The sequence below is a fragment of the Flavivirga sp. 57AJ16 genome (genome assembly GCF_028736925.1).
Classification (GTDB): domain Bacteria; phylum Bacteroidota; class Bacteroidia; order Flavobacteriales; family Flavobacteriaceae; genus Flavivirga.
Genome location: NZ_JAQZAT010000011.1, coordinates 177,426 through 201,985, shown reverse-complemented (window position 1 = coordinate 201,985; position 24,560 = coordinate 177,426). Strand labels below are relative to the sequence as shown.

Annotated in this window: 26 protein-coding genes; 10 read left to right on the top strand and 16 right to left on the bottom strand. The window is 34.0% G+C overall.

What is annotated here, in order from left to right:
• Positions 1 to 583: 583 nt before the first annotated feature.
• The 4 genes from PQO00_RS13865 to PQO00_RS13850 all read right to left on the bottom strand — a co-directional run bounded on the left by PQO00_RS13865 (position 584) and on the right by PQO00_RS13850 (position 4,047).
• Positions 584 to 1,219 (bottom strand): helix-turn-helix domain-containing protein, encoded by a 636-nt coding sequence (locus tag PQO00_RS13865; protein WP_274185444.1) that lies wholly within the window; start codon positions 1,217 to 1,219, stop codon positions 584 to 586.
• Positions 1,220 to 2,201: 982 nt separating this feature from the next.
• Positions 2,202 to 2,843, bottom strand: coding sequence for an ankyrin repeat domain-containing protein (locus tag PQO00_RS13860; protein WP_274185443.1), 642 nt, complete (start codon positions 2,841 to 2,843; stop codon positions 2,202 to 2,204).
• A 218-nt stretch (positions 2,844 to 3,061) separates the two neighbouring features.
• Complete coding sequence (locus PQO00_RS13855) at positions 3,062 to 3,484, bottom strand: GNAT family N-acetyltransferase (RefSeq protein ID WP_274185442.1); 423 nt, start codon at positions 3,482 to 3,484, stop codon at positions 3,062 to 3,064.
• 17 nt (positions 3,485 to 3,501) lie between these two features.
• A complete protein-coding gene (locus PQO00_RS13850) occupies positions 3,502 to 4,047 on the bottom strand; it encodes a TetR/AcrR family transcriptional regulator (RefSeq protein WP_274185441.1) in 546 nt (181 codons plus the stop codon).
• A 264-nt stretch (positions 4,048 to 4,311) separates the two neighbouring features.
• Between PQO00_RS13850 and PQO00_RS13845 the strand changes: the two genes are divergently transcribed.
• From PQO00_RS13845 to PQO00_RS13820, 6 genes are all read left to right on the top strand, one after another.
• On the top strand, positions 4,312 to 5,037 hold the full coding sequence (locus tag PQO00_RS13845) for an energy transducer TonB (RefSeq protein ID WP_274185440.1): 726 nt from the start codon (positions 4,312 to 4,314) through the stop codon (positions 5,035 to 5,037).
• 217 nt (positions 5,038 to 5,254) lie between these two features.
• Positions 5,255 to 5,878: a M48 family metallopeptidase gene (locus PQO00_RS13840; RefSeq protein ID WP_274185439.1), complete on the top strand. Its 624-nt coding sequence runs from the start codon at positions 5,255 to 5,257 to the stop codon at positions 5,876 to 5,878.
• A gap of 23 nt (positions 5,879 to 5,901) precedes the next feature.
• Positions 5,902 to 7,242, top strand: coding sequence for a 2TM domain-containing protein (locus PQO00_RS13835; protein WP_274185438.1), 1,341 nt, complete (start codon positions 5,902 to 5,904; stop codon positions 7,240 to 7,242).
• A gap of 13 nt (positions 7,243 to 7,255) precedes the next feature.
• The gene (locus tag PQO00_RS13830) at positions 7,256 to 7,564 is read left to right on the top strand and encodes a 2TM domain-containing protein (RefSeq protein WP_274185437.1); all 309 of its coding nucleotides are present in this window, start codon (positions 7,256 to 7,258) and stop codon (positions 7,562 to 7,564) included.
• Positions 7,565 to 7,574: 10 nt separating this feature from the next.
• Positions 7,575 to 7,904, top strand: a complete 330-nt coding sequence (locus PQO00_RS13825; RefSeq protein ID WP_274185436.1) for a 2TM domain-containing protein — start codon at positions 7,575 to 7,577, stop codon at positions 7,902 to 7,904.
• A 59-nt stretch (positions 7,905 to 7,963) separates the two neighbouring features.
• A complete protein-coding gene (locus PQO00_RS13820) occupies positions 7,964 to 8,719 on the top strand; it encodes a LytTR family DNA-binding domain-containing protein (RefSeq protein ID WP_274185435.1) in 756 nt (251 codons plus the stop codon).
• Between the two features lie 171 nt (positions 8,720 to 8,890).
• Here PQO00_RS13820 and PQO00_RS13815 read toward each other — a convergent pair whose 3' ends face one another.
• The 6 genes from PQO00_RS13815 to PQO00_RS13790 all read right to left on the bottom strand — a co-directional run bounded on the left by PQO00_RS13815 (position 8,891) and on the right by PQO00_RS13790 (position 16,232).
• The gene (locus PQO00_RS13815) at positions 8,891 to 9,175 is read right to left on the bottom strand and encodes a two-component regulator propeller domain-containing protein (RefSeq protein ID WP_274185434.1); all 285 of its coding nucleotides are present in this window, start codon (positions 9,173 to 9,175) and stop codon (positions 8,891 to 8,893) included.
• A 130-nt stretch (positions 9,176 to 9,305) separates the two neighbouring features.
• Positions 9,306 to 10,487 carry an MvaI/BcnI restriction endonuclease family protein gene (locus tag PQO00_RS13810; RefSeq protein ID WP_274185433.1) on the bottom strand — a complete coding sequence of 394 codons (1,182 nt, stop codon included), beginning with the start codon at positions 10,485 to 10,487 and terminating at the stop codon, positions 9,306 to 9,308.
• Positions 10,484 to 12,691, bottom strand: coding sequence for a DNA cytosine methyltransferase (locus PQO00_RS13805; protein ID WP_274185432.1), 2,208 nt, complete (start codon positions 12,689 to 12,691; stop codon positions 10,484 to 10,486). The genes PQO00_RS13810 and PQO00_RS13805 overlap by 4 nt, the downstream gene beginning before the upstream one ends.
• A gap of 773 nt (positions 12,692 to 13,464) precedes the next feature.
• Positions 13,465 to 14,457: a UDP-3-O-(3-hydroxymyristoyl)glucosamine N-acyltransferase gene (gene lpxD, locus PQO00_RS13800; protein ID WP_274185431.1), complete on the bottom strand. Its 993-nt coding sequence runs from the start codon at positions 14,455 to 14,457 to the stop codon at positions 13,465 to 13,467.
• Positions 14,458 to 14,620: 163 nt separating this feature from the next.
• Positions 14,621 to 15,046 (bottom strand): DoxX family protein, encoded by a 426-nt coding sequence (locus tag PQO00_RS13795; protein WP_274185430.1) that lies wholly within the window; start codon positions 15,044 to 15,046, stop codon positions 14,621 to 14,623.
• Between the two features lie 13 nt (positions 15,047 to 15,059).
• Positions 15,060 to 16,232, bottom strand: a complete 1,173-nt coding sequence (locus PQO00_RS13790; RefSeq protein ID WP_274185429.1) for an LETM1-related biofilm-associated protein — start codon at positions 16,230 to 16,232, stop codon at positions 15,060 to 15,062.
• Between the two features lie 195 nt (positions 16,233 to 16,427).
• Here PQO00_RS13790 and PQO00_RS13785 point away from each other — a divergent pair, with 195 nt between their 5' ends.
• The 4 genes from PQO00_RS13785 to PQO00_RS13770 all read left to right on the top strand — a co-directional run bounded on the left by PQO00_RS13785 (position 16,428) and on the right by PQO00_RS13770 (position 19,456).
• Positions 16,428 to 16,751, top strand: coding sequence for a hypothetical protein (locus PQO00_RS13785; protein ID WP_274185428.1), 324 nt, complete (start codon positions 16,428 to 16,430; stop codon positions 16,749 to 16,751).
• A 104-nt stretch (positions 16,752 to 16,855) separates the two neighbouring features.
• On the top strand, positions 16,856 to 17,506 hold the full coding sequence (locus tag PQO00_RS13780; RefSeq protein WP_274185427.1) for a DUF4331 family protein: 651 nt from the start codon (positions 16,856 to 16,858) through the stop codon (positions 17,504 to 17,506).
• A 22-nt stretch (positions 17,507 to 17,528) separates the two neighbouring features.
• Positions 17,529 to 18,083 (top strand): DUF4331 family protein, encoded by a 555-nt coding sequence (locus PQO00_RS13775; RefSeq protein WP_274185426.1) that lies wholly within the window; start codon positions 17,529 to 17,531, stop codon positions 18,081 to 18,083.
• Positions 18,084 to 18,163: 80 nt separating this feature from the next.
• The gene (locus PQO00_RS13770; RefSeq protein ID WP_274185425.1) at positions 18,164 to 19,456 is read left to right on the top strand and encodes a cell surface protein; all 1,293 of its coding nucleotides are present in this window, start codon (positions 18,164 to 18,166) and stop codon (positions 19,454 to 19,456) included.
• Between the two features lie 241 nt (positions 19,457 to 19,697).
• On the opposite strand, the gene PQO00_RS13765 is transcribed toward PQO00_RS13770, so the two are convergent.
• The 6 genes from PQO00_RS13765 to PQO00_RS13740 form a co-directional block, all read right to left on the bottom strand.
• Positions 19,698 to 19,916, bottom strand: coding sequence for a hypothetical protein (locus PQO00_RS13765; RefSeq protein ID WP_274185424.1), 219 nt, complete (start codon positions 19,914 to 19,916; stop codon positions 19,698 to 19,700).
• 31 nt (positions 19,917 to 19,947) lie between these two features.
• Positions 19,948 to 20,352, bottom strand: coding sequence for a hypothetical protein (locus tag PQO00_RS13760; protein WP_274185423.1), 405 nt, complete (start codon positions 20,350 to 20,352; stop codon positions 19,948 to 19,950).
• Between the two features lie 6 nt (positions 20,353 to 20,358).
• A complete protein-coding gene (locus tag PQO00_RS13755; protein WP_274185422.1) occupies positions 20,359 to 20,898 on the bottom strand; it encodes an RNA polymerase sigma factor in 540 nt (179 codons plus the stop codon).
• Between the two features lie 1,267 nt (positions 20,899 to 22,165).
• Positions 22,166 to 23,179: a hypothetical protein gene (locus PQO00_RS13750; RefSeq protein ID WP_274185421.1), complete on the bottom strand. Its 1,014-nt coding sequence runs from the start codon at positions 23,177 to 23,179 to the stop codon at positions 22,166 to 22,168.
• 10 nt (positions 23,180 to 23,189) lie between these two features.
• Positions 23,190 to 23,996, bottom strand: coding sequence for an anti-sigma factor (locus tag PQO00_RS13745; protein ID WP_274185420.1), 807 nt, complete (start codon positions 23,994 to 23,996; stop codon positions 23,190 to 23,192).
• Positions 23,997 to 23,999: 3 nt separating this feature from the next.
• Positions 24,000 to 24,530 carry an RNA polymerase sigma factor gene (locus tag PQO00_RS13740; RefSeq protein WP_274185419.1) on the bottom strand — a complete coding sequence of 177 codons (531 nt, stop codon included), beginning with the start codon at positions 24,528 to 24,530 and terminating at the stop codon, positions 24,000 to 24,002.
• Positions 24,531 to 24,560 lie beyond the last annotated feature (30 nt).

The window sequence follows — 24,560 nt, the reverse complement described above, 5'->3', positions numbered from 1 at the left end:
TTAGTAAGTCGCAAGGGAGAAAACCGTGAGGTTTTATCAGAAGGAAGCGAGACTACAAAACTCGGTACAGACCCTGAGTCAAGCTCAGGACAGGCCAAGCAGGAACCGTATACAGAGACATATTTACTTGGGTAAGCAAGCACATCATTGTAACGCCCAACGAACAAAAAAAAGGTAATTATGTAGATACGGCAGGAATCGAGTGAATTTAGCGAAGCGTTATCATGAACTCCATAATATAAAATAAGAATGTGTGAATAAAGAAGATGCCATTACCAGGGAGGTCTCCATAACCACGAGTTGGTTTATTGGAGAAGTAACGCTAAAGACGTCATTTTCAATCAGCAGAGGTCATAGTAGTTGCAGGAAATGAGCAGATAGCAAAATCAGAGGCCTCACAAGCGACGAAGGACAGAACGTAATTCTCTTCAAAATTCGAATAGGAGCACTAGTTGTAGCCTATACTTAAACTAGAAGATAGTGCCAAGGGTGAAAAGAGCTTTGGCGTGATGATTTACGAACCGCCGAATACGAGACCCCCCGCACTTGATGCGGGGGTGGTGTGAGAGCCTCAACGCAATGATTATTCATTGCGTCGGGCTACTCGACTAGCACCAGTTTTTCTTTCTTTTTTTCTGTATGCGAAAATTAATAAAATCACAGCTATTATTGTAATAAATAAACTAGGTCTTAAATCAAATATTGTTATAGAGCTCTCGCTTAATAAATCTATTAAAAACCAAATCAATAATACAAACTGTATCGTAATGTATCTTTTTTTATTTTTAATAAGCTCTAAAGAATGGCTTACAACGATTAACCCAATAGAGATAACACATAAGCTAATTAGCCAATGAGGAAAGTAATAGCCAAAAGTTATTAATTCTCCATTCCAGCCTGTATAATTTCTGTAAATATTTTCTCCATTTTGGTAGAATTTAAATAATTTAATCCAAGGAAGTAAAGAGCATAGAACTATCAAAAATGTTAAAAAAGATGACCAAATTAAATATTTATCAATTATCTTTTTTTCTCGCTCAATTATTTCTATTTCTAATGCATTAAAAATTAATTGAAGAGTTTTTTCCCTTGGTTTGGTTTCATTATTTTCAATTCGTTGAATTGTTCTTAGGTTTACTTTAGAAGATTCAGCCAATTCCTCTTGAGATAACCCTTTTTTCAATCGTATTTCTTTTATTCTTTTTCCGATTTCAGTCATTATTAATTCTGTTTAATTTTATGCCGTAAAAATATTCTTTATGTTCTCATTTTATAGTGACTTATCAACGACATTTATACGGCATTCTCGGAATTTGTTGTTATCACTAGGTTTTAATTGGTGCTAACGTTAAGTATAAGAATAGTAGCCGATTGCGTGGCACTTTCCTATCAATTTACACGTAAGTTGAAGCGGCTACAATCCTTGAAATTACTAGTGTTTCGGCTATTATTTTTATACAATGTGTGTGCCCAGCATGGGCATCTTTAATTTATCGAAAGATAAATAATTAATCAAGAGGGAGCAAGTCCCTTACGGGCAGGGGTAACGCCTTGAACCGTTAGTAAGTCGCAAGGGAGAAAACCGTGAGGTTTTATCAGAAGGAAGCGAGACTACAAAACTCGGTACAGACCCTGAGTCAAGCTCAGGACAGGCCAAGCAGGAACCGTATACAGAGACATATTTACTTGGGTAAGCAAGCACATCATTGTAACGCCCAACGAACAAAAAAAAGGAAATTATGTAGATACGGCAGGAATCGAGTGAATTTAGCGAAGCGTTATCATGAACTCCATAATATAAAATAAGAATGTGTGAATAAAGAAGATGCCATTATCAGGGGAGGTCTCCATAACCACGAGTTGGTTTATTGGAGAAGTAACGCTAAAGACGTCATTTTCAATCAGCAGAGGTCATAGTAGTTGCAGGAAATGAGCAGATAGCAAAATCAGAGGTCTCACAAGCGATGAAGGACTGAACGTAATTCTCTTTAAAACTCGCATAGGAGCATTAGAGGTAGCCTATGCCTAAACTAGAAGAAAGTGCCAAGGGTGAAAAGAGCCTTGGCGTGATGATTTACGAACCGCCGTATACGAGACCCCCCGCACTTGATGCGGGGGTGGTGTGAGAGCCTCAACGCAATGATTATTCATTGCGTCGGGCTACTCGACTAGTAACATACTCTTCTTGGTCAAACATCAATTTATGTCAAAATATTTTTTAACTCAGGGTCATTGTCTGCAAATGAATGTAAATTTTCTTTCGCTTCAGTACTCAATTTTTTAATGTCCGCACCTGCTTGAATGAGCTGTTTGATACAAGCTAACTGATTGTGTCTATTGCCTTCGTCATTAGAAGATAAGCAATGTATCGCCCAACCAAGCGGTGTGCTTTGATATGTTTTTTCCGGCTCGTCAAAAATAGCGTTTGATTTGATGAGTTTGTCCACTAATTTGTCCCGTCCGCAAAAGGCTGCCCAATGCAGTGCGGAAGCTTTGTCGTTCTCATCGGTGATGTTGATATCTGCTCCGTTGTCAATGTAGAAAATACCAAGTTGTTCTGCGTGAAGACTTGCTGCGGCTAAAAGTGGCGAGCCGTCATTATATCCGTTAATGTCCGCCCCGAACTCTAAAAATACTTTGGCAAGGGTTATCGCTTCTGCGTCACTCATTTTGCGGGCAAACACTGCATCACAAATGCGATGCAAAGGATGTGCTTTCGTCCTGCAAAAAAAATCGTAGGGAATAGTAATGCCTTCGTTTGCGAGATTTGGATTGTCGGTAAGTAATTGTCGCAATCCGTCTACGTTCTTTTGTTCAATTAGTTTTTTTACTGTCTGCCCCATTCTTGTTAATTACTTTTTTTTGCTGACTATCGCCCTAGAGTTGCTTACAACGTATGGATATCCGTATGAATACGGTTATATCGCTTATATGCGTACTAAGATAATAAATCTTTTATCTAAGCAAATAGGGTTAGAGAACTAATATTAAAAAACTATTTGAAGCATATTAAAGTATCTTGTTTTAATGTATAAGGTTCCTGTTAATACTTTATGGTAGCTTATAGTTTTTTCATTCGTAGCACTTTTTGATTGGTCCCTTCTTGAATATATTCTTTAAAAACCTTAAACCCGTGCTTTTCATAAAATGGTTTTCCAATTTTATTTTCATTAAAGACTTCAACTTCCAATTGCTTGTGAAATTGATTAATATGTTTTACCAGTTCTGTTCCAATACCTTTAGAGTGATGATTTGGATGTACAAATAACCCACCAATTTCGTTTTCTATCATGGATATAAACCCGACGATAGTATTCGATGCTTCATAGACCCAGGTATTGGAATTTGGTAGATATGTTTCTGCCATTGCCTTTTTTACCATTTGAGTAAATGCACTATCTAGAAAGGGGTGTGCTAATTTTGAGGAAAGCTCCCATATTTGAATAAGGGCTGGGATTTCTTTTTCGTTATATTTTCTAATCATTGTCAATTTTAATTAATTCAAAAATGTTTGTATTTATTAATAAGTTCTTCTTTAACCATATCCAAGGGATATGCATTAAATACAGAAAGATAGTTTAGCGAAATACCGTCAATCTCTGCAATGAACATGTAACTTAGCACGGTGCTTTTTTTTAGTGAAATTTGGTCAAAAATATTTTTTACAGCGTTAAATAAAAGAGAGGCTCTTTTTTCTATTTGTTCTTTTAATATCTGTCTGGTAGTTGGTTGAAACATAATATTTAAGTTGAGTTGAAAAAAGGTCCTGTCCTGTTCAAGTTGACAAAAAATGGTCTCAATTAATTGTACTAATTGAAGTTTTGGTTCTTGGGAAGGCTTTAGTTGTGCGTTCATTTCAATCATTTTATTAGTAACATTTGTAAAGATCTCTATCAAAATGGCTTCTTTCGATTTAAAATGGTGATATACTAGTCCTTTAGACACATTAGCTTCCAGACAGATAGTGGTCATTGATGTATTTTCAAACCCTTTTTCGGCAAATAATTTGGTGGCTACTTCAATGACTTTATTTTTTTTATCGCTCATAAATATATAATAAACCGACTGTTCGGTCTGTAAAAATAATAAATTATTTTAAACTGGACGACTTCGAGCTCAAAAATGTTTAAAGGGAAAGCGATTTAGTAAAGTTTTAATAAAATTTATATTCAGATCGCTTCATCTTAGAGTACTATAAAAGAATACAAAGCATATTTAGTAATATGATAAATATCATAGTTGTTTAACTGATTATGCAATAGTTTTAGACTAGTAATTAATGGTACTTGGTTATCAATAAATATTAGGGTCATGGAAGCTAAAAAAAATCCAGAATTAGAAATAAATAGAAACAGTAGTATCTATTTTGCTATAGGTCTTAATTTAATGTTACTCTTTTCCTGGCAGGTTTTAGAATATAAAACTTATGAAAGGGAGGATGTTATCATAGACCTTTTAGATGTGGAAAGTGAGTTTGAAGAGGAAATTCCTATTGTTAATGTGAATGCACCGCCACCACCGCCACCACCAGTAGCTGTTCAACAGTCTATTCAAATAGTAGAAGATATGGTGGAAGTTGAAGAAACTGTTATTGAAAGTACCGAAACATCACAGGAACAAGCTATTCAGGAGATTGTAGAAGTAAGTGATGTTGAAGTAGAAGAAGTAGAAGAAGAAGTTCAAGTGGCATTTGCTATTATAGAGAACGTACCTGTTTTTCCAGGGTGCGAAGGGCAACCTAAAAAAAAGATGAAAGATTGTTTTCAACAAAAAATGCAAAAACATGTCATGGATAATTTTAAATATCCAGAAGCTGCATTAGAGTTGGGGATACAAGGACGGGTATCTGTGATATTCGTTATAGATTCTAAAGGTCACATAACTGGCATAAGATCTAGAGGCCCCGATAAAATTTTAGAAGCAGAAGCAGAGCGAATTATAGGGTTATTACCTAAAATGCAACCAGGAACTCAACGAGGCAAACCTGTAAAAGTATCTTATGCTGTACCAATATTCTTCAAGTATAATGAAGGTTAGAGGTAGTGAATAGTTCTTGTGTTGATGTAAGAAAGAGGTTGAATGGTTTGGTTTTTAACTTAGAATTCGGCCTCTTCTTTTTTATAGCGTTAAATTGTAAATTAATTTTAGAGTTTAACATTTCGTCTGGAAAAAATAACAGTTCAGTAAGTCGGTTTTTAAAAATAGGGATTAGCATGGGATATTTGCTTTATAATTAAAACTATAAAACGAATACATGAAACATCTAATCATTATTACAGTACTATTGGTTTCAGGATTTATACATTCTCAAACTAATTACGAAACGGGCATGCAAAAGGCCTTTGGGCTTTGGAGTAGCAATAACCCAACTGAAGCATCAAATATATTTGAACGTATTGCAAAAGCCGAACCAGATAATTGGTTACCGCTTTATTATGCTGCACAAATTAATATTGTTGATAGTTTTGGGGAAAAAGACGAAGAAAAATTAACAGCACAACTAAAAAAAGCACAAGATTTAATTAATGATGCTACAGCTATTTCAAAAGATAACCCGGAAATATTAGTACTACAAGCGTTATTACATACTGCCTGGGTGGCTTTTGACGGCGCTACGTATGGGATGACCTTATCGAGGAAAGTCGTTGAATTATATACCAGGGCTCTACAAATCGCGCCAGAAAACCCAAGAGTTGTTTATTGCAAAGCAGAATGGGATATGGGAAGCGCAAGTTATTTTGGACAGGATATCACACCATTTTGTAATGATTTGGAAAGAGCGATAGAACTTTTTGTTAACTTTAAGCCAGAAACACCATTTCATCCTAATTGGGGAAAAGAACGCGCAGTGAAAATATTAGAATCTTGCGGAAAATAAATTAGGTAACGCTAAAAAATATTATGACAAAATTAGTTAAAAATATCCTTATCGTATTTGTTATTGGATGCATCATCTTCGTGATAAGTAATTTCCTGTCCGATGGATTTAGGGGAGATAGCATGAACGATCTTTTAATTGAATTTGTTTTTAACCAGTTGTATGCTTTTGTGCTTGGGTTTTCTAATATGTATTTTTTCAACTACGTTAATCGCCTTAATTGGAGAAAAGGAGAAGTTCTAAAACGTACGCTTGCTGGAATTATAGGAGCTGCCATTATTACATTAATGGGATTGTTTGCATTGAGAATACTCACAGCATTAAGTCTTAATGGTGAGTCTTTTTATGGGTTTATTGAAAATGAAACATTTAAACCTTATCAATTTGGATTGTGGATAACATTGACCATCGTTATCATTTTTCATGTTTTTTATTACTATAACAAGTATCAACAAAACAGAATAAAAGAACAAAAGGTTATTGCGGGAACAGCCAGTGCCAAATTTGATGCTTTAAAAAATCAATTGGACCCACATTTTTTATTCAATAGCTTAAATGTTCTAACCAGTTTAATAGATGAAAATCCTGAAAACGCACAAAAATTTACAACCTCTTTGTCTAAAGTATATCGTTACGTTTTAGAACAAAAAGATAAAGAGTTGGTGACCGTAGATGAAGAATTACAATTTGCAAAGACCTATATGTCTTTACTCAAAATGCGTTTTGAAGATAGCATTGTTTTCGATATGCCGGAAAAAGCATCAAACCCAGAAAGCAAGGTCGTGCCATTATCGTTACAGCTACTTTTAGAGAATGCGGTGAAGCACAATATGGTAACATCAACCAAACCTTTGCATATAAGGATTTATGAAGATAGTGATGATTTGGTTGTCGAAAATAATTTACAGCCGAAACAAATAGTAAAAAAGGGCAGTGGGGTTGGCTTGAACAATATTAAGCAGCGTTATAACCTATTAACAAATAGAAAAGTAAATATTAACAAAGAAGCAAATAGCTTTGCAGTGGCCATACCCATGCTTACAAAACAAATTATAGTTATGAGATCACCATTACAAACAGAAATAGACGATAGTTATGTGCGCGCACGTAACCATGTAGAAGAGCTTAAGGGCTTTTATTATAGCCTCATATCATATTGTTTGGTCATTCCGTTTTTAATATTTATAAACTATCGGACAACATGGGATTTTCAATGGTTTTGGTTTCCCATGTTTGGTTGGGGCATAGGTTTGGCTATTCAAGCTTTTAGGGTTTTTGTTAATGATGGTGCCTTTGGTAGAGATTGGGAGAAACGTAAAATCGAAAAGTATATGCGAGAAGAAGACAATAAGCATTGGAATTAAGTTATAGAAAATCATGAAAAAATTATCAGATTCAGAAATTAATAGTAAATATTTAAGAGCTCGTAAAAGGGTAGAGGCCATTAAAGAATTTTATTATCATTTAATAGCCTATTGTTTAGTCGTTCCTTTTTTGGCTTTTGTTAATTATAAAACCTTTTGGGGATACCAATGGTTTTGGTTTCCAATGGTAGGTTGGGGTATAGGATTGGGTTTCCATGCGTATCATGTATTTGTAAGCAATGGTATTTTAGGTCACAAATGGGAAGAAAGAAAAATACAGGAGTTTATGGAAGAAGAAGAAGAAAAAATGCGTTGGGGTTAAATTCAAAAAGATGAAAAAGAAAGCATATAATCATAGATCTGCAGAATATAAACGAGAAGACGCTTATTTACGAGCCCAAAAAAGGATAAAAGAGATAAAAGGGTTTTATAGGCATGCACTGTGTTATGTGCTGATAAACCTATTTATTTTTATTATTATTGCTGTAAATGCAGAGGGTTATATTTGGCACTTTGGAACACTTTCTACGCCTCTTTTTTGGGGCATTGGTTTGGGCTTTCATGCTTTGCGCGTATTTGGTAAAAATGCATTCTTCAGTAAAAAATGGGAAACCCGTAAGATCAATGAGTTTTTGGATAGGGAGAATAAACGTTGGGAGTAAGAAATAATGCTGGAAACTTTGATAACTAATACAATAATAAAATAATTTATATATAAGAAATGGACGTAATCATTATCGAAGACGAGAAACCATCTGCAAGACGGTTACAGCGTATGTTGAAAATCTTAAATATGGAAGCTCAAACCATGTTGCATTCTGTTGAAGAATCGATACAATGGTTTGAAAATAACAAACATCCCGATTTAATTTTCCTTGATATTCAATTAAGTGATGGCTTGTCGTTCGAAATTTTTGAATCTATAGAAATTAAAAGTGCCGTTATTTTCACCACAGCTTATGATGAGTATGCGCTACAAGCTTTTAAGTTAAATAGTATAGATTATTTGTTAAAACCCATTGATGAAGACGAGTTAGCAATGGCAGTGAAAAAATATCAAGAACGCTTACCGCAAAAGCAGGCTGTAACTTTAGATTTTAACGACATAAAAAAACTGTTGGTAAATCCAATAGATCGCGACTATAAAAAGCGCTTTTCGGTAAAGGTAGGACAGCATTTAAAACTTATTAATATTGATGATATCGAGTGTTTTTACAGTGAAAATAAAGGTACTTATTTATATACTGTCGAGGGTAGAAATTATCTTTTAGATACCACGTTGGAATATCTGGAAAAAGAATTGGAACCTCAAACTTTTTTTCGTGTTAACCGAAAATTCTTTGTAAATATTAATGCCATAAAAGACATGGTAAGCTATACCAACTCACGTTTGCAAATAAAACTAAATTCATACCGTGGACAAGAAGTTATTGTAGCTCGCGAACGTGTTAGGGACTTTAAGGCTTGGTTGGAGTAGCGGGGTGATTGCCCTATAAATTCAATTGGAGTTAATTAGGTGTTTGTTATGCCTGATAAAAGATATAGTTTCATTGTGGTAGCTTGGTGAAAGAGGGGATCGGCCTTCTTTGTTTAATTAAAAAACACTTGTTGTTTAACTCAGTTCTTTGTTAGCAACTATTTTTACTTGTCATTCGGGAAAGACACTCCGATCTGAGACACTGGTATCTGAAAAATTGGTAAAGGCTTCTCCATCGTATCGAAAAACTCCTTTATTTTCCCGTCCCCCAAACCAAATATTGCCTGTTTTGTCTTCTAAGATTATTTCCACATTATGATAGCTGCTCATAAAGCCGGCTTCACCTTCATTAATGATGAACGGAGTAAAGGATTTGTCATCGTAGATATACACACCATCAATCGTAGCAGACCAAAGTTTCCCGTTAGCACGTAAACCGCTATTTTTTATATGCATCTTTGTTATCTGGCAGGCTTTTCTTTCCGCAAACTTGTTAGCGTTGGAGAAGACATACTTTTTTACAGTTTTGGTGTCGCGTGGACGGCTCGACTGGAAATATGTATGGCTTTAAGCGTTGGCAATTCCGCTATACTATTAAATTATAACTTTCACTCGGCGGAAACAGTAATTCAATTCCTTTCGGTTTGATTTTAAATAATGGACCTTTTTCGACCACTTTTCCTTTTAAGTTTCGCTTAATTAAATGGTCAAGGGTTATTATTCCTTGCTCAATTAGCAAGTCAAATTGAGAAGTAATTGGCTTTTTAGTATGTTCCACTAACTTATATTGAAAGTGTTCTCTGTTATTTATTCTTGTACTTTCAGCTTCTACCCAAAAGGTTTCTCTGTGCTTTGATTTTAATCGGTTATGAAGCTTGTCCAATGTCCAAATCACAAAATCTCCAACTTCTGGTTTGTCCGAGTTTTCAATCAGTTGTTTAATATCGCTATCAATTCTTAGATTCAAACCTTGCGAGTTTCTCGTAATTGCTGAAACTGTGCAATACAACTTAAAACCATCTTCACGTTCGTAACCAAAACTATCGAGAATTTCTGCCGAACTTTTAAATTTGCTTAATTTCCAATCTGGAACTTGTGCAAATAGGTTTTTACGGTTTGTTCTGCTGTTTCTGAACGATTTAAGTTCAATGCCTTTGTAATCTGGCTGTTTAGAAGAATTAATGTCAATTCCAAGAGCTGTTTCAAGTGTTCGACCAACAGAAGTATCCGCATCTACCATTGAAGGAATTGGACCAGCATTTGCAATTTTTCTTAACATTGCCAAAAGTTCAAATGCAACTTCATTTTCAGTTGTATTAATTGTATTAATTAAATCCTGAAATGGATTTTGAATTGAAGAATTAATCAATTCTCTGACATCTAATTTTGTCAAGTTGAAAACTTGAAACTGGCTATCAAAATATGTAATAGCAATAATATCGTTAGGATCTGTAACCTTTGTTAAGCTATAAAACCAAATTCTTGGGTCTCCATTCTTAGTCGAAGGTCTATATAAAGATGCTTGTGATTTTATAGTCTTAAGACCAGTATAAATAACTGCGGGAATCATTATTTTGCTTTCTGTACCTTGTTTTTGTAATTCGTAATCGTGGATGTTTTCACTTTTTAAAAAACTTCGGACAGAACCAGTTGCATCCATTATGGATTTTTTTAGTCCGGTTTCGGTTGGTTCAATTAAAGTAAGAGAAACTTGGTTTTTGGTCAGTAATTTAATTTTTTCTTGTTCTAAGCCTGTAAGTTTTCTCACTTGATATGTTTTAAAATTTCATTTGCTACTGCTCTTGCTAATAAAGGTGGAACAGCATTACCAACTAAAGTGTATTGAGGCACTTCTGTTTTCCTATTATTCCCACCTGTTGATCGTTTCCCTTGAAACACAAAAGAGTCGTCAAATGACTGTAAGCGTGCCATTTCTCTAACAGTCAATGACCTTGGCGAATTGTAATGAATGTAATCATCTGCAATAGTCATTATCGTAGAACTTTGCTCGTCTGGTTTTAAAACATTGTAATTTCTCTTGTTTGTAGAAAGATTTAATTTCTCAAGCTCTGGTTGTGCTTCTTTATAATTACCATTTTTTAAAATCACTCCAAGTCTTTCAATAACGGTTTCGTTTTGATTACTTGTTTTGTGATTGTTGAGTATGTCGAAAAATTTTTCTCCGTTCTCCAAACCTTCTGTATTCCTTACGTAAAATGGTTTTGTTTGTGGTTTGAAACGCTCAATTAATCTACCTTTTTTTGACCATTCTGCAAATGATTTTCCGCCTTTGGAAATTGGCTTTCCATCAATTTTTCTTTTTTTGAGAAGTTTAGCCATTTTCTTTGCAGTTCCGTTGTATTTAGCAGAAATATCAATTTCTTCATAACGATGAGCTTCTTGATTATTACCAATAAAATCTAAATCGTATAGTGCTTCAAAAACTGTAACTTTTTCTTCTTCGGAAACTGTTGCAGGAATTTCGGAAATATACTTTTGGTCTTTGCGACAACCAATGAAAAGTACTCTCTCTCTATTTTGCGGAACGCCATAATTTGATGCGTTAGCAACAAATGGTTGTTCTATTTTGTAAAGCCTAATATTTTCAAGAATAGTTTCTAATTCCTTTTTTTGTGATGTGTTACAATGAGATTTTAAAATCTCAATGGATTCATCAAAAGATATTGTGTAGATTTTTAACGCAGTTATTATATCCTCGCAATCTTTTTTATAGCTTTTTGGAACTTTTAAGGCTTTAAGTGAATTCTCTATTTTTGAAATAATATTTTCAGAGCCTATTTCTGTTAAGAAATCTGTGAAAGCATTTGCGAAATCATCACTATCAATATTGCAAAAATCTTTTTCTTTGATAATGTCACGCTTTAATTTTTTCCATTCTTTTGTTCGGGACAAAAGATTAAAACCGTGACGAATTGTATTGATATTTTCGTCCGTTTTACTGGTTTTGTAGTCTACTATTTTTGGTGTCAGTTTTTTAAATCTATTTTCTACAAAGCTGATGAAATCAGCTTTTCCAGTTTCCTTATCTTTTTCAAGTAACTTTTCAAGTTCAACCCTTTTTACAATACTATCAAAAAGGAAGGAATTTGATTCTTTCCGGATTTTTTTGATAAAAGTATTTAGTAATGGAATTTCTTTAGTGTCAACGATAGAATTTATTTCCTTAATAATCAGTTCTTTTATTTTACCACCTTCTTTGGTCAAAATGCCTTTTACATTCTCCATCACAAAGTATTTAGGTTGTAAAACCTTAATGACTTCTAAATAGTGAGAAAAAAGGTCGTCTTTTTTATCAAATTTTTTTCGCTTTCCTGCAAGACTGAAACTTTGACAAGGCGGTCCACCACAAACAACATCTATTTTTTGACCATCAATTTTTTCTAATAAGTTGTCTAAAAAGTCTGGTTCTGTAATATCCTGTTTTAAAAATTCAGCATCCAGACCTAATTGATGATTGTAACGAACAACGTGAGTTAATTCGCAATTTTCATTGATATCGTTGGCAACAACGAAATCAAAGAATTTATTGTTATGTTGAGCTTGTAAAAAGCCCTCACTAAAACCACCTGCTCCAGCAAATAAATCCACAAAAGTAAAAGGTTTTCCATAAAGCGTAACCTGTTCTTTCACAATATTTACATTGCTATTTTCTTTATAGTTTTCGATATGTTCGTTCAATACGCTTTTAACTTCGTCTTGTACAAAGGTTTTTTTGTTAGAATGGTGCAGAAGCTCGTCCGCTCGTTCTCTTAGAAAATCTAGATAATGGTTGATTTCGTGAGATTCCACACTCAATCCAATCGCTTTCTGTTTAGATTTATTAAAGTTTTTCGGTTCTATTTTCTGTCCTGTAGAAACCTTAACTTGGCTTCCGTTACAGTTTATTCGTAGATGAATTGGTGCAAACCCTTTTTTGTCAGGTTTGTCTAAATAAAAATTAATTGTTGCCATAATTATTCACGGACGTTTTTACGTACACGGACAAATTTACGGACATTTTGTTAAATTCCTATTTAATTCTGATTTTTGTTCTGAGTGAGCGCTGGGAAAAGGCAAGCTCTTTTTATTTGTTGAGGCACGAAAGAAATGAAATGTGCTTGACTGCGTGTTTGGCTTTTTCAGAGCTTGTAGGTAACGGTTAGTATTGTTTGTCAACAGTTTTTATTTTTCTTTTATCAATTTGCTTGAGTCAAATCCATAGAAAAACTTATTCAAGTCTTCATTCAAGATAAACATCAGCAAATCTTAAAATTCGATTCCAATTTTTTTATCAGTTGGTTTTTTTAATCCGCAAACTTGCTCGATTCTGAAACAGTTTTAAAACCGGTTTACACATAAAGTTATACCATTTTTTTAGATTTCTAAAAGGTCAAAATATTTGACCATTTTAAAAGATACATTACCAAAGCTGTTCCAGCTGTACTAACGAAAATTGAACCTTGTCAGAAATAAACTTTGTTTCCCCATACGCTTAACCACTTTTTACCAAATGATTCTTTTACAAAACCTTTCATACTTATAGATAAAAGTAATTATCAAGAAAATTGCAATAGCTGTTACTATTATCCAAATTTTATTTATAGTACAAATCTTTAATTAGGGTGTTGTTTTTCAAATTACAGCCAACGTAGGGATACGTTTACCAGTGTATACATTCCAATTATATATACACTCGAATATATAAAATTACTTAGAAGTCTAATAGATATTTAACAGAACAAAAACTACTTTTTTACAAGTCTTCGCATGGCGACCCATTGTTTTAACATATCTCTGGCATCTTGAGCAGGATACCCTAAAACGGTTTCCCCAGCTTTTACATTGTTCATAACACCAGAACCTGCACCTACGGTAGCACCAGACTCAATCGTGGTGTGATCTTTAATAGAAGCGCTTCCTCCTATAATAACCCCATCGCCTAAAGTTACAGAACCAGCAAGTCCGCTATGCCCAGCCATAATACAAGAGCGCCCCATAATACTATTATGTGCTATTTGTACTAAGTTGTCTATTTTACAGCCATCCCCAATAATAGTTGAGCAAAATTTGGCCCGATCCACACAAGAATTAGCCCCAATTTCTACGTAATGACCAATAATAACATTGCCAATTTGTGGTATTTTAACAAGGCCTTGTCCATCATCACTTGGTCGATACCCAAAGCCATCTGCACCAATACTTACATTGGTATGGAAAATACAATGGTTTCCAATAATAGAACGTTCTCGAATAACCGTTCCAGACCAAACAATGGTATTGTTACCAATGGTTGTTTCATCAAAAACACAAACATTAGGGTATAAAATAACGCCATGACCAAGTTCTACATTTTTGCCCACATAGCAATGGGCACCAATTTTACAACCTTTCCCAATTTTCGCAGTTTCATGAATAACGGAGGTAGGATGAATATCGATATCAAACTCAGGAGCAGGAGGGGTATAAAGTTCTAAAATTTTAGCCATGGCCAAATCGGCATTTTTTACTTTAATGAATGCGCGATTGTCTCCAGGTTCTACTTTTAAATTATCGTTCACTATAGCTGCACAAGCTTTTGAGTTTGCCCAATACTTGACAAACTTAACGCTTCCTATAAAAGTGATATGGTTAATTTCAGCATTTTGTAATTGCTCTGGTCCATCAATCGATTGTGTTGTATGCCCTATTAGCTCACCTTTTAAGATACCGTTAATTTCTTTTATAGTGTAAGATGCCATTTTTTCCAGTTAGAGATTCGTAAGTGCCTGTAAAGCTAACGGAAATAAAATAGAATTCGTCTTTTTTTTGTAATCATAAAACCGTATAAAAGTAAATACCCCATAAAAGGTGAGAATTCTCGCCTTTTATGGGGTGTTTACTAGATACAGAAGTTTGCTTTAGCTATACTTTATTCAAAATAGTATCTATTTCATAATGTTTTTCTTTCATAGCGCTTAAAGCAAAGGCCGCTGCCGCTGCCGATAATACAGAATAATCAAAAGCACCTTTAATTCCGGTTGAAAAACACATCGCTAAAGCAAAAAGCAATAATAAGGATCCACTTAATTTTGCAAATAACTCGGTTTTGAAACCAATTAGTAAACAAACAGCAAAAACTATTTCTAGAATGGTGGCCGTTAATCCTAAAAAAGGAATTATGGATTTTGGTATTAAAGGATTAATAAGTTGTGTGTAATCTAGAAAAGATTGCCAGTTTCCCCAAACAGATATTTTTTGTAGCCAAAGCCCAAGTCTATCTGCTACGGCAGAAAGAAAACTTGAGCTAATGGCTAATCTTAAAAATAATTTAATGATGTTTTGTTTCATGGTTAATTTGGCGTTAATCATCAATCCTATTATCGTCAAAAGCAGAAGGTAATAATTTTGGAATAAATTTAATGACCAGAGGTAATAATAATGCACCTCCGGGAAGTATAAAGATAGCAAGACTTGGTATGGATTTAAATATATCCAATAGCTGTTCTTGTACTTTTTTTTGTTCCTCATTATTTAAATCCCGAACTGTAGATTGCGATAACAAAATCATAAGTTCCTTGCTATCCTTAAGTTCTTGATACAAGCGCTTGCTATTTCTTGTTATCAATTTATTTACCATTTTACTAGAGTTGTTGTAAAAACTCTGAACAATATTTTTAGAGCTTAAAAGCGCAATATTGTCTTTGTTCGCAGTGTAAAAATGATTAACGGTATTTATAGATTGATTGATACGAGATGTATGAAGATTTAAATCGGTACCCAATTGAATCAAAAATTGTTGTTCCTTATCATCGATAGTTCTATCTCCCCATGTGGCCATACAAGCTAAATCTAAAATATAATATTTTTCTTGTTTCGTTTTTATAATTTCTATGGCCTTTTTATAGTTTACGTGAACGTTATCTTTAAACCGTAGCGAAGATTCAAAGAGCTTTATTAAACTTTCGTCATATTGATTTTTTAGGGTTTTGGAATTTAAAACATCTAAAGAAATAGCTTCTATGGCAGCTTCTAGGTTTCTTATATAATCAATCGAAATAGTATTGTTCTTTAAAAACTCCCGGTAAGCCAGTACATCAACAAAAAGTAAAGCATTTATAATAAAATAATTAAAATTTTTAGTCAGTACATTAGCATCTATTTGTATGCGCTTGTGAATTATTCCTTCAAGTTGTTCGCTGGATTTTTTTCCACCCAATAATTCTTGAAAGAACGAAATTTTAAGCTCATTTATATCGGTATAAAAATTTATAATACTATCAACAAAAGGGATTTCAGACTTCGATTTATTATGGGTGTACAGTAGTGTTAAAAGTAAATTTATTTTACAAAGCTCATCTTCGGTAAGATCTTTTTTATTAATAATACCTCCAACTACCTCTAAATTACTTCCATATATAAAACCACAATTTCTTAGGGCATGATAAAAGGCTTCTTCATTGAAATTAAAGATAGACTTCTCTTTTTCAATCTCCTTTAGGAGCTTTTTTATCCAACCCTGTGCAGACGGATTCATAGTATTGTTTTTATATCATGTAAAAGTAATGTTTTAAGTAATTAATCGAAAAGAATTCCTCGACGCTCTGCGTCGGGGTTTCCGTAGAGATTTTACAAATTTTTATTTTAACATTATTTTAACAAAACCGTTATTTTATTTTTTCCGTATATACAAAATAAGAGCGAAAAATATTACAACCAAAATCTCAAAAACATGAAAAATTCAAAAAAAATTTTAGGAACTGGAATTTTAACTTTAGCTGGTTTCTTCATAATTGCAGTAGACCATAAATATGCACCTGCATTAACAGATAGTGATAGCGATATTATCTATTTGTATGCCTTTTGGGGCAAAAACACAAATAACCTGGTATTTGTAACGAACCTTCAGGGGTTGTTAAGCCCAACAGCAACAGCCAGTGCCGTGTTTGATGAAAATGGTTTAATCGAATTTAACATTAATAATATGGGCGATAGTGTAGAAGATCTGGTAATTCAAGCCATCCCAAGAAAAGGTAGACCTTCCAGGAAAAGTTAAAATGCATCTTTTGTTTTAACATAATTTTAACAAAACCGCTACTTTCCTTTTTTCGTAGGTATGGGTGAGAACAAAAAATAACTAATAATTAAAATCTCAAAAACATGAAAAATTTAAAAAAAGTTTTAGGAATTGGAGTTGTAGCTATAGCTAGTTTCTTCATACTAGCAGCAGATCATATAGATGCACCTGCAGTAACAGGCGGTGATAGCGATATCACCGATTTTTATGCCTTTCAGGGCGAAAATACAAATAACCTGGTGTTTGTAGCGAACCTTCAGGGATTGTTAAGTCCGTCAGCAACAGCCAGTGCCGTGTTTGATGAAAATGTTTTAATTGAATTTAACATTGATAATACAGGCGATAATGTTGAAGATCTGGTCATTCAAGCCATTCCAAGAGATGGTAAAATGTACTTTTTCGGTCCGGTAGCGCCCTCACAAGTTGGTATAACGAGTGTTATAGAAACATCGGCAACTGTTGGAGGTTATGTAGATATCACGTCTTATGGCTCTAGCGCAAATGTTGCTACTAATGGTGGTATGACTTTTTTCGCTGGACCTCGAGACGATCCTTTCTTCTTCGATTTTGCACAGTACAGTGCCATTCTTGATGGTACAGCTACAGGCTTTAATAGTCCTGGTAGTGATACTTTCCAGGGAACCAATGTACTTTCTATTGTGGTAGAAGTACCTAAGTCTATGATTGGTGGATCTGGAACCATTAATACGTGGGTAGAGTCAAAAAGGAAATAAAATAACTATTAAAGATAAAATTATGAAAACTATAAAGATATTAACTGTTGCATTTACCGTTTCATTGTTGGCATTTAATTGCTCAAATGATGACGATACTATAATGGACGAAAACCAATTGGATTTTTCTGGAACATATTCTCAAGAAGATCAGATGGGGAGACCCGCAGTAAATACAGTATTTGTGAATGCTGCAAGTAAGGACATGTTTAATGTTACTGCACCTTCAAACCAAAATGCAACATATCAAAGTATGTTTCAAACAAATTTGGAAGCCTTGAGTCCTGCATTTGCAAACCCAGGGGACATGAATGCTTTAGGGCAAACTTCTGCAGACTTCACAGGACTTCTAGCTACCGATGTTTTAAATGTATCATTAGATGGAACAACAACTTTTTACGATGGGACGAATGTTTTAACTGGTCGAGCTTTGGCCGACGATGTTATTACTGTTGAATTACTATTAATTTTTGGAGGAGAAGATTTTATGGAAAACCCAACATTGTCTAATGATAATGTGGATGAAAACGATAAAGCTTTTTTAAGCTCATTTCCTTACTTGGCCTCTCCTTGGTAAAATTATTAATTCTGAAATAAGGAGCTTTAGTATCCTTATTTCAGGGTTTAAACAAGACAATAACCAAAAAACACAAAATAATGAAACTATTAAATCAATTAATACTGGTCATGCCATTACTAATTATTGTAAGCTGTCATGATAGGCCAAGTAAAATAACAAGTAGTGACGATTATGATGGATACTTAGAAATAAAGGATAATGAGATGTTGCAATTTGCAATGGAAGATTTTAAATTTTGGGAAAAAAAGTTAGAAAAAGAACCAGATCAATTTCCATATTTAGCAAAAGCTGCAGCATCTCAATCTCAAATATTTAGCAGAACAGGTCATATCGAGGCATTAATTAAAGCTGAAGAAAATTTAAAACAAGCTAATGTGCTTACTAAATTTAATAAATCTGGATACTTAAGAGCTTTAGCTAGAAATTATATTTCACAGCATAGATTTAAAGAATCCTTAGAGCTATTAAAAAAAGCGGAAGCTAATGGCGAAGCTTTGAAAGCGACCCAAAAAATGTTGTTTGATGTGTACTTAGAACTAGGTAGTTATCAATTAGCAAAAAGTTATTTGGATAAAATTAGTGACGATTCAGACTTTGATTACCTCATACGTTTGTCAAAATGGTCGGATCATCGGGGAAATCTAGATGCCGCTATTAGGTATATGGAACAAGCTAAAGTCATTGCCGAATCCTCTAACGTTCCACCAACGAAACAATGGGTCTATACAAATTTAGCAGATTATTATGGGCATGCCGGGAATATTCAGGCATCATATACTCATTATTTAAAAGCCTTGAAATTAGACCCCAGCGATGCTTATGCAAAAAAAGGTATTGCATGGATTGTTTATTCACACGAAAAAAATGCAGATGAAGCACTTCGTATTTTAAATGCAGTGACTAAAAATTATAATGCTCCAGATTACTATTTGTTAAAAGCTGAAATAGCTGAATATAAACAGGACCTGGATTTAAAAAACGAACAATTAAGGTTATATGATCTGGCTATGCAAAATAAGCTTTATGGAGATATGTATAACAAGTATAATGCGTTGTTGCTTGCTGAAGAAAACGAAAGCGCTTCGTTGGCTTTAAAGATAGCAAATGAAGAAATTGAGAACAGACCAACAGCGCAATCCTACGATTTATTGGCCTGGACTCATTTTAAGAATGGAAATTTAGATCGTGCATTGGAAATAGTTGAATCTTATGTTAATGAAAAAACGTTTGAACCTGAAGTGCTATACCATGTGGCTGAAATTTATAAATCCACGGGCAAAATTGATGAGTCAAAAAGATTGAAAAAGGAACTTTTGGAAAGTACTTTTGAGCTAGGGCCATTAATGGAAAAAAGTATTCATAAAATATAATTAAAGTTGGTCATGAAAAGGTTTCTATGTGTTCGTTTTGTTTATTCTTAATATTTTTTGATACTCTGGCTTAACGGTTATGGTTGAATAATGATAGATTGGATAACAAGTGACATGTAGAATCAGAGAGGATGTTATTTGACAACTAGTATTGTTAATAATTTTTGGGGGCTCAAACCATTTTTATTTTGAGTTTTTTTGGTTTGTTGGAGGAAAGCGTCTGGTTTATTCAGGCGCTTTTTTAATCTGTTAATGTTTCGATATAAAAGCCACGAGTTTTAACCATATCAATGATCTCATTTTCTGTAATATTATTGGTAGCTTCAATTCTAAGCACATTGTCAATATCTTCGAGGTCGATTGACCATTTTAAAATGTCAGCATGCTCATTAAGGATCGGTTTTAAGGATTTTACTTTTTTCTTTGACTTAATGTCTGTTTCAAATATTAGTAGGTGCATAATGCAATATTATTGGTTGTGGTATTTAAAGCTATTCAGATTGAGATTCGTTTGCTTGGGCCGGATCGGTCTTTCGTTCGAGGTATTTTTTATAAAGTTCATCACCTTCCTCTTCCCAAAATTTGTCATAATGTTTCCATTTTGAAAAATCACTTTTGGAATTATCATCACATTTTCGTTTCGAACCTTTAGACGATTTGCCGCTGCCACCGCAGCCTCCAAGTAATAATTTTAAGAGTATAAATAACCCTACGGCTTGCCAATAATTAAGTGTGGTAAGTCCAAAAATCTCTGGCATCAGCCAATTCCACAACCACATAATTACAAAGCCGAACAAAATGGCCAGTCCGGTAATGGCAATAACACCAAAGATGATCATTCCGGCAATTTCTAATGGGGATTTTTTTCTGAATTTATGGGTGAAAAAATTTTTCATGATATGTTAATTTTTATGTTTGTTAATTTCTGATTCTAATTTTTTATATAATATGCCAATAGCTCTATGTCTTCTGGACATGAGCGTACCTTCTGGGATTCCGGTTTCTTTAGAAATTTCTTTATATGAATAGCCTTCAAAATCTACCGCTATAATAATATCCCGATAGCCTGGTTTGAGTTGTTTAATACTCTTTTTTAAAAGAGGAATCATTTCTTCTGACACTTGATCGTCTGTTGACTGGTGAATCATTTCTGCTAAATCTAAAAGCTCACTATCGATTTCTATTTGTTCTGTTGGTTTAGTTGTTCGCATAATATCAATTATTTTATTTCTAATTGATCTATAAACAAAACCAGCTACGTTATTGATAGGGGCATATCTATCTGCTCCTGAGAATAATTTTAAGGCCACATCCTGAATAATGTCTTCAGCATTTCGACTGGCCGTATCCCTTATTCTATTGTTCACATAAACCTTCAGGGCCCTATATTCCCTGCCAAAAAAATCATTAAGTTTTTTACTGTTTTCTGATTCCGAATTCATTAAACCGATTATAGAGGGTCTTTGTTTAAAAAGACGATACTTTTTAAATCTATTGCATTTTTATTAGTGAAACTCTGTTTTGAAAAATTGCGAAGCAATGAATTCAAAACAGCTAGTTGAACTAATCCCGCTTTTTCAGCGGGATCTCAGGTTTGATATCTCTGTTTTGAAAAATTGCGAAGCAATGCATTCAAAACAGCTAGTTGAACTAATCCCGCTTTTTCAACGGGATCTCAGGTTTGATATCTCTGTTTTGAAAAATTGCGAAGCAATGCATTCAAAACAGCTAGTTGAACCTGCCTGCCTGCCTGCAGCTACGGTGTACCCACATCTTTTTTCAATATAAAGAACAAAAGCTTATTTCCCTTTTTACTTACTTTTCTTTGCTCGTCCAAAGAAAAGTAACAAAAGAAAAGACGCCCTTTCGAGAGGTATTTCTTCTCATGCTGTCGCCAGAGAAGAACCGGGCCCAAAACTTCGCGTCGCCCCCACCGCCATGGCCAACGCCAATGCTCCTGTTCCTCGAAGCTTTTTAGTCCTTCGCGCAGTCTGGCACCTACGCTAAAATAGTCCACTGGACTATTTTTAAACGCTCGGTCCCCTTCCGAAAGGTCGGGGACAGCCCTATGGTATTTTCCCAACAACTAGCAGAGAGACCTGAGCGCTCTATAAAAAGCGGTCTGCGAGGCTGGTACGGCAAACCTATACAGAAAGCACAGAAGATCATGATTTGTGGGTAGACCGTAGCTGCCTGCCGGCAGGCTAATCCCGCTTTTTCAGCGGGATTTTAGGTTAATTTCCCAATACTTATGCCAAGTGCAACATAAAGATATTTATTTTTGCGATACGAGCGATCATATTCACAAAAGTCATACCAGTTATACTTTGAATTTACCCAAAAATAAAATGAAGAATTTTTGTGATAGATGAGGCGTAAAAATCAAGCATAGCTATAGTTCTGGTTTATTTTTATAACGAAATAAAGCACAAAAAGACGTGTTTTATTGGGTAAATTCAAGGTGTAAATGGTATGATAACAAAAGTTTGCTGTTATACCATTTGGTTTGCTCTAAAAAAATGGTCAAAGGTGTTAATAGAAGCTATTTCTTCTTCATTCGGAGCCGTTTTTTTTGGAGATTTCTTATCGTCATGAGATTCATTTTTTAGAAGTAGGGTTAGCTATACATCTAGAATTGAAGCCATTTTTATGGGGAGGTAAATTTGATACTTCGTACCCTTGGGACCAGGTAGTACTTAATTTATATGCCTATAGTAAGGCTTTATTAATACGGTTTTTAAATTCAATCTTATCATCAACGTGTAAGGCCAAAACTTTAAATTTTCTTTTAACCCCATAAAGTCCAATTAAGGTATGTTCTGTCTTTAATGTGATAATGACATTATGATTCTCAAGTTCTCCGAGAAATGATAATTTTCTAATTTCCTTGTTATTCTTAATGTCTTTTGACGAAATCTCTATGGAGTCGATATTTTTTAGGTCCATAGTAGATTCGTTCATAATACCGTATCGAAGGTAAAGTGTATTATGCTCTATGGCTATGGGTCTTTTAATCATTGATTTTAAAAAACCAAAAATTTGTATTCCAGAATAAATACTTAAACAAGTTAAGATCCAAGCAGCTATAAGACTCCATTTAGCTAATACTATATGTAATACGACAGTTTCTATGGCAACAATCAATATAATGGCGATTAACAACGCTATGGTGCCACTATTTTTATGGTATGAGAATTCATTTTCATTTAATTCTCTTTTTTTCCAATAAATAAAGCCATAATAAAAAACGGCAATTTCCGTTACAAACGGAATAACAACAGGTTTTGGGAGTATGTCGTAACAGGTATTTTTTAAGGTTGAGAAAAAATCAGAAACATATGTTTTTTTCTCTTTATATCTTTTTATGCCTTTTCTAACATTATAGATTACAAATGATAAAACCGATAATTCTATGATTGGAAGTATCCAGATTTTAAAAAGGTTGAGGTAATGTTGATTTTCAGAAGGAAGTATCACCGAACAAATAACCATTCCAAAAATTATAAAGGGAATCATTGTTGTTTTTGGAATATTGGTTTTTCTAATGAGCAAAAAGTAAATGAACGGTGCCGTTAATAATAGATCAAACGTGACACCAATGGCCAATTTATCTGGGTTTAATTGAAACATTGGTGATTTAACAATAAACACCATCAACCCAATAATAAGTAACGGAAGTCCAAATACGATTTTTTTGCTTTGGAGGTTTATTATTTTTTTCATGCAGTTATTATCAACTTGATGTCACTACACCCAAGGTATATAATTGTTCCATAGTTGGTGATTCGCTACCGCCAGCAGGTTCTAAAGTAATACCAAATGCTTCACTTTCGTTTACATTTTCTATTTCGAATATTTTGTTCTCATCAGTGATAAAATTATCGATGGTTCCTAAACTGGTAGGTGTTAGCGGACTTAATTTTAAAGACCAAACCTGATAGACCTTTCCTTCAGGAGGCTCTGGTAAACCCAATACATCCAAGAAAATTCGCTGCGAATTTTTATCCCAATAGACTTTGGCATATGTATCGGCAAAATGACCTTGACCTGCTAAAGGTACTTGAGTAATATTGTTGTCGCGTAAAACACTTATCAAATTTTTAGCCTCGATTAAGCTGTTTTTTGAATTGGCAATTTGAGTTTCTAATAAAGATTGCTGCGTTTCAGATATTTGAATATCGGATCTTAACTGATTGTTTTGATTGATGGTCCATAACAAGCCTAAAGCTAAAATTATAGAAGCTGCCCAACCCGAATAAGTTAGCCAGTTATATTTTGGTTTAGTTATAGAAATAACCTTGGAGCCATCATTAATATTAAAACCCAATGCTTGCTTTATGTTCTGTAATGAATCATTATTTTTTAGTTGGGAAGCCGAAGCGGTTAATTTTATGATAGCAGATTCAATTTCTAAAACTTCTTGCAATATTTCAGGATGTTGCTGCATAAGATTATACACTTCCTTATTTTCTTTTTTAGAAAGTGTACCTGCTACGTATAGCTCTAATATTCCAGATTCTATGTATGCTTTAATATCCATAAATTAATTTAAAACCATGCTTCTTAACTCTTTAATACAATTTCTATTTCTGGTTTTAATGGTTCCCACGGGCATGTCAAGAGTTTCCGATGCTTCAGTTTGTGTATAGCCCTTAAAATATAAAAGCTCAATAACCTCTATACATTTTTTCGCTAACTTGTTTACAAATTTACTAACACCAATGGCATCTGTCTTATTATCTAAGCTGTCACTGGTTTCAAGTATATCTACGAAAAAATTGGCATCTAGGTTTTGTTTTGACTTCTTAAAATTTTTAGACCGTGTTTTATCTATGGCAGCATTTCTGGAAATGTTCAAAATCCATGTAAAAAAACGACCTTTTTTGCTAGAATAAGTATCTGCTTTATGCCATGCTTTAATGAAAACGTCCTGCATGACTTCTTCTGCTATGTTATGGTCTCTAACGATATTATATATAACGCCATGCATACTATCGCTGTACATGTTATACAAACTTTCAAAAGCCCTTTCGTCTTTTTGCTGGAATTTTAAAATAAGCTGGTCTAGATCCATAAATTTATTTAAGAAATGTGAATGTCAGAA

Excerpts from the sequence above, each read along its gene's own strand:
- PQO00_RS13790 (WP_274185429.1), bottom strand. The coding sequence starts at position 16,232 with ATGAATCCGTCTGCACAGGGTTGGATAAAAAAGCTCCTAAAGGAGATT.
- PQO00_RS13805 (WP_274185432.1), bottom strand. The coding sequence starts at position 12,691 with ATGGCAACAATTAATTTTTATTTAGACAAACCTGACAAAAAAGGGTTT.
- PQO00_RS13845 (WP_274185440.1), top strand. The coding sequence starts at position 4,312 with ATGGAAGCTAAAAAAAATCCAGAATTAGAAATAAATAGAAACAGTAGT.
- PQO00_RS13795 (WP_274185430.1), bottom strand. The coding sequence starts at position 15,046 with ATGAAACAAAACATCATTAAATTATTTTTAAGATTAGCCATTAGCTCA.
- PQO00_RS13850 (WP_274185441.1), bottom strand. The coding sequence starts at position 4,047 with ATGAGCGATAAAAAAAATAAAGTCATTGAAGTAGCCACCAAATTATTT.
- PQO00_RS13755 (WP_274185422.1), bottom strand. The coding sequence starts at position 20,898 with ATGAATTCGGAATCAGAAAACAGTAAAAAACTTAATGATTTTTTTGGC.
- PQO00_RS13780 (WP_274185427.1), top strand. The coding sequence starts at position 16,856 with ATGAAAAATTTAAAAAAAGTTTTAGGAATTGGAGTTGTAGCTATAGCT.
- PQO00_RS13855 (WP_274185442.1), bottom strand. The coding sequence starts at position 3,484 with ATGATTAGAAAATATAACGAAAAAGAAATCCCAGCCCTTATTCAAATA.
- PQO00_RS13825 (WP_274185436.1), top strand. The coding sequence starts at position 7,575 with ATGAAAAAGAAAGCATATAATCATAGATCTGCAGAATATAAACGAGAA.
- PQO00_RS13840 (WP_274185439.1), top strand. The coding sequence starts at position 5,255 with ATGAAACATCTAATCATTATTACAGTACTATTGGTTTCAGGATTTATA.
- PQO00_RS13760 (WP_274185423.1), bottom strand. The coding sequence starts at position 20,352 with ATGAAAAATTTTTTCACCCATAAATTCAGAAAAAAATCCCCATTAGAA.
- lpxD (WP_274185431.1), bottom strand. The coding sequence starts at position 14,457 with ATGGCATCTTACACTATAAAAGAAATTAACGGTATCTTAAAAGGTGAG.
- PQO00_RS13785 (WP_274185428.1), top strand. The coding sequence starts at position 16,428 with ATGAAAAATTCAAAAAAAATTTTAGGAACTGGAATTTTAACTTTAGCT.
- PQO00_RS13830 (WP_274185437.1), top strand. The coding sequence starts at position 7,256 with ATGAAAAAATTATCAGATTCAGAAATTAATAGTAAATATTTAAGAGCT.
- PQO00_RS13835 (WP_274185438.1), top strand. The coding sequence starts at position 5,902 with ATGACAAAATTAGTTAAAAATATCCTTATCGTATTTGTTATTGGATGC.
- PQO00_RS13820 (WP_274185435.1), top strand. The coding sequence starts at position 7,964 with ATGGACGTAATCATTATCGAAGACGAGAAACCATCTGCAAGACGGTTA.
- PQO00_RS13770 (WP_274185425.1), top strand. The coding sequence starts at position 18,164 with ATGAAACTATTAAATCAATTAATACTGGTCATGCCATTACTAATTATT.
- PQO00_RS13745 (WP_274185420.1), bottom strand. The coding sequence starts at position 23,996 with ATGGATATTAAAGCATACATAGAATCTGGAATATTAGAGCTATACGTA.
- PQO00_RS13815 (WP_274185434.1), bottom strand. The coding sequence starts at position 9,175 with ATGCATATAAAAAATAGCGGTTTACGTGCTAACGGGAAACTTTGGTCT.
- PQO00_RS13740 (WP_274185419.1), bottom strand. The coding sequence starts at position 24,530 with ATGGATCTAGACCAGCTTATTTTAAAATTCCAGCAAAAAGACGAAAGG.
- PQO00_RS13775 (WP_274185426.1), top strand. The coding sequence starts at position 17,529 with ATGAAAACTATAAAGATATTAACTGTTGCATTTACCGTTTCATTGTTG.
- PQO00_RS13860 (WP_274185443.1), bottom strand. The coding sequence starts at position 2,843 with ATGGGGCAGACAGTAAAAAAACTAATTGAACAAAAGAACGTAGACGGA.
- PQO00_RS13865 (WP_274185444.1), bottom strand. The coding sequence starts at position 1,219 with ATGACTGAAATCGGAAAAAGAATAAAAGAAATACGATTGAAAAAAGGG.
- PQO00_RS13765 (WP_274185424.1), bottom strand. The coding sequence starts at position 19,916 with ATGCACCTACTAATATTTGAAACAGACATTAAGTCAAAGAAAAAAGTA.
- PQO00_RS13750 (WP_274185421.1), bottom strand. The coding sequence starts at position 23,179 with ATGAAAAAAATAATAAACCTCCAAAGCAAAAAAATCGTATTTGGACTT.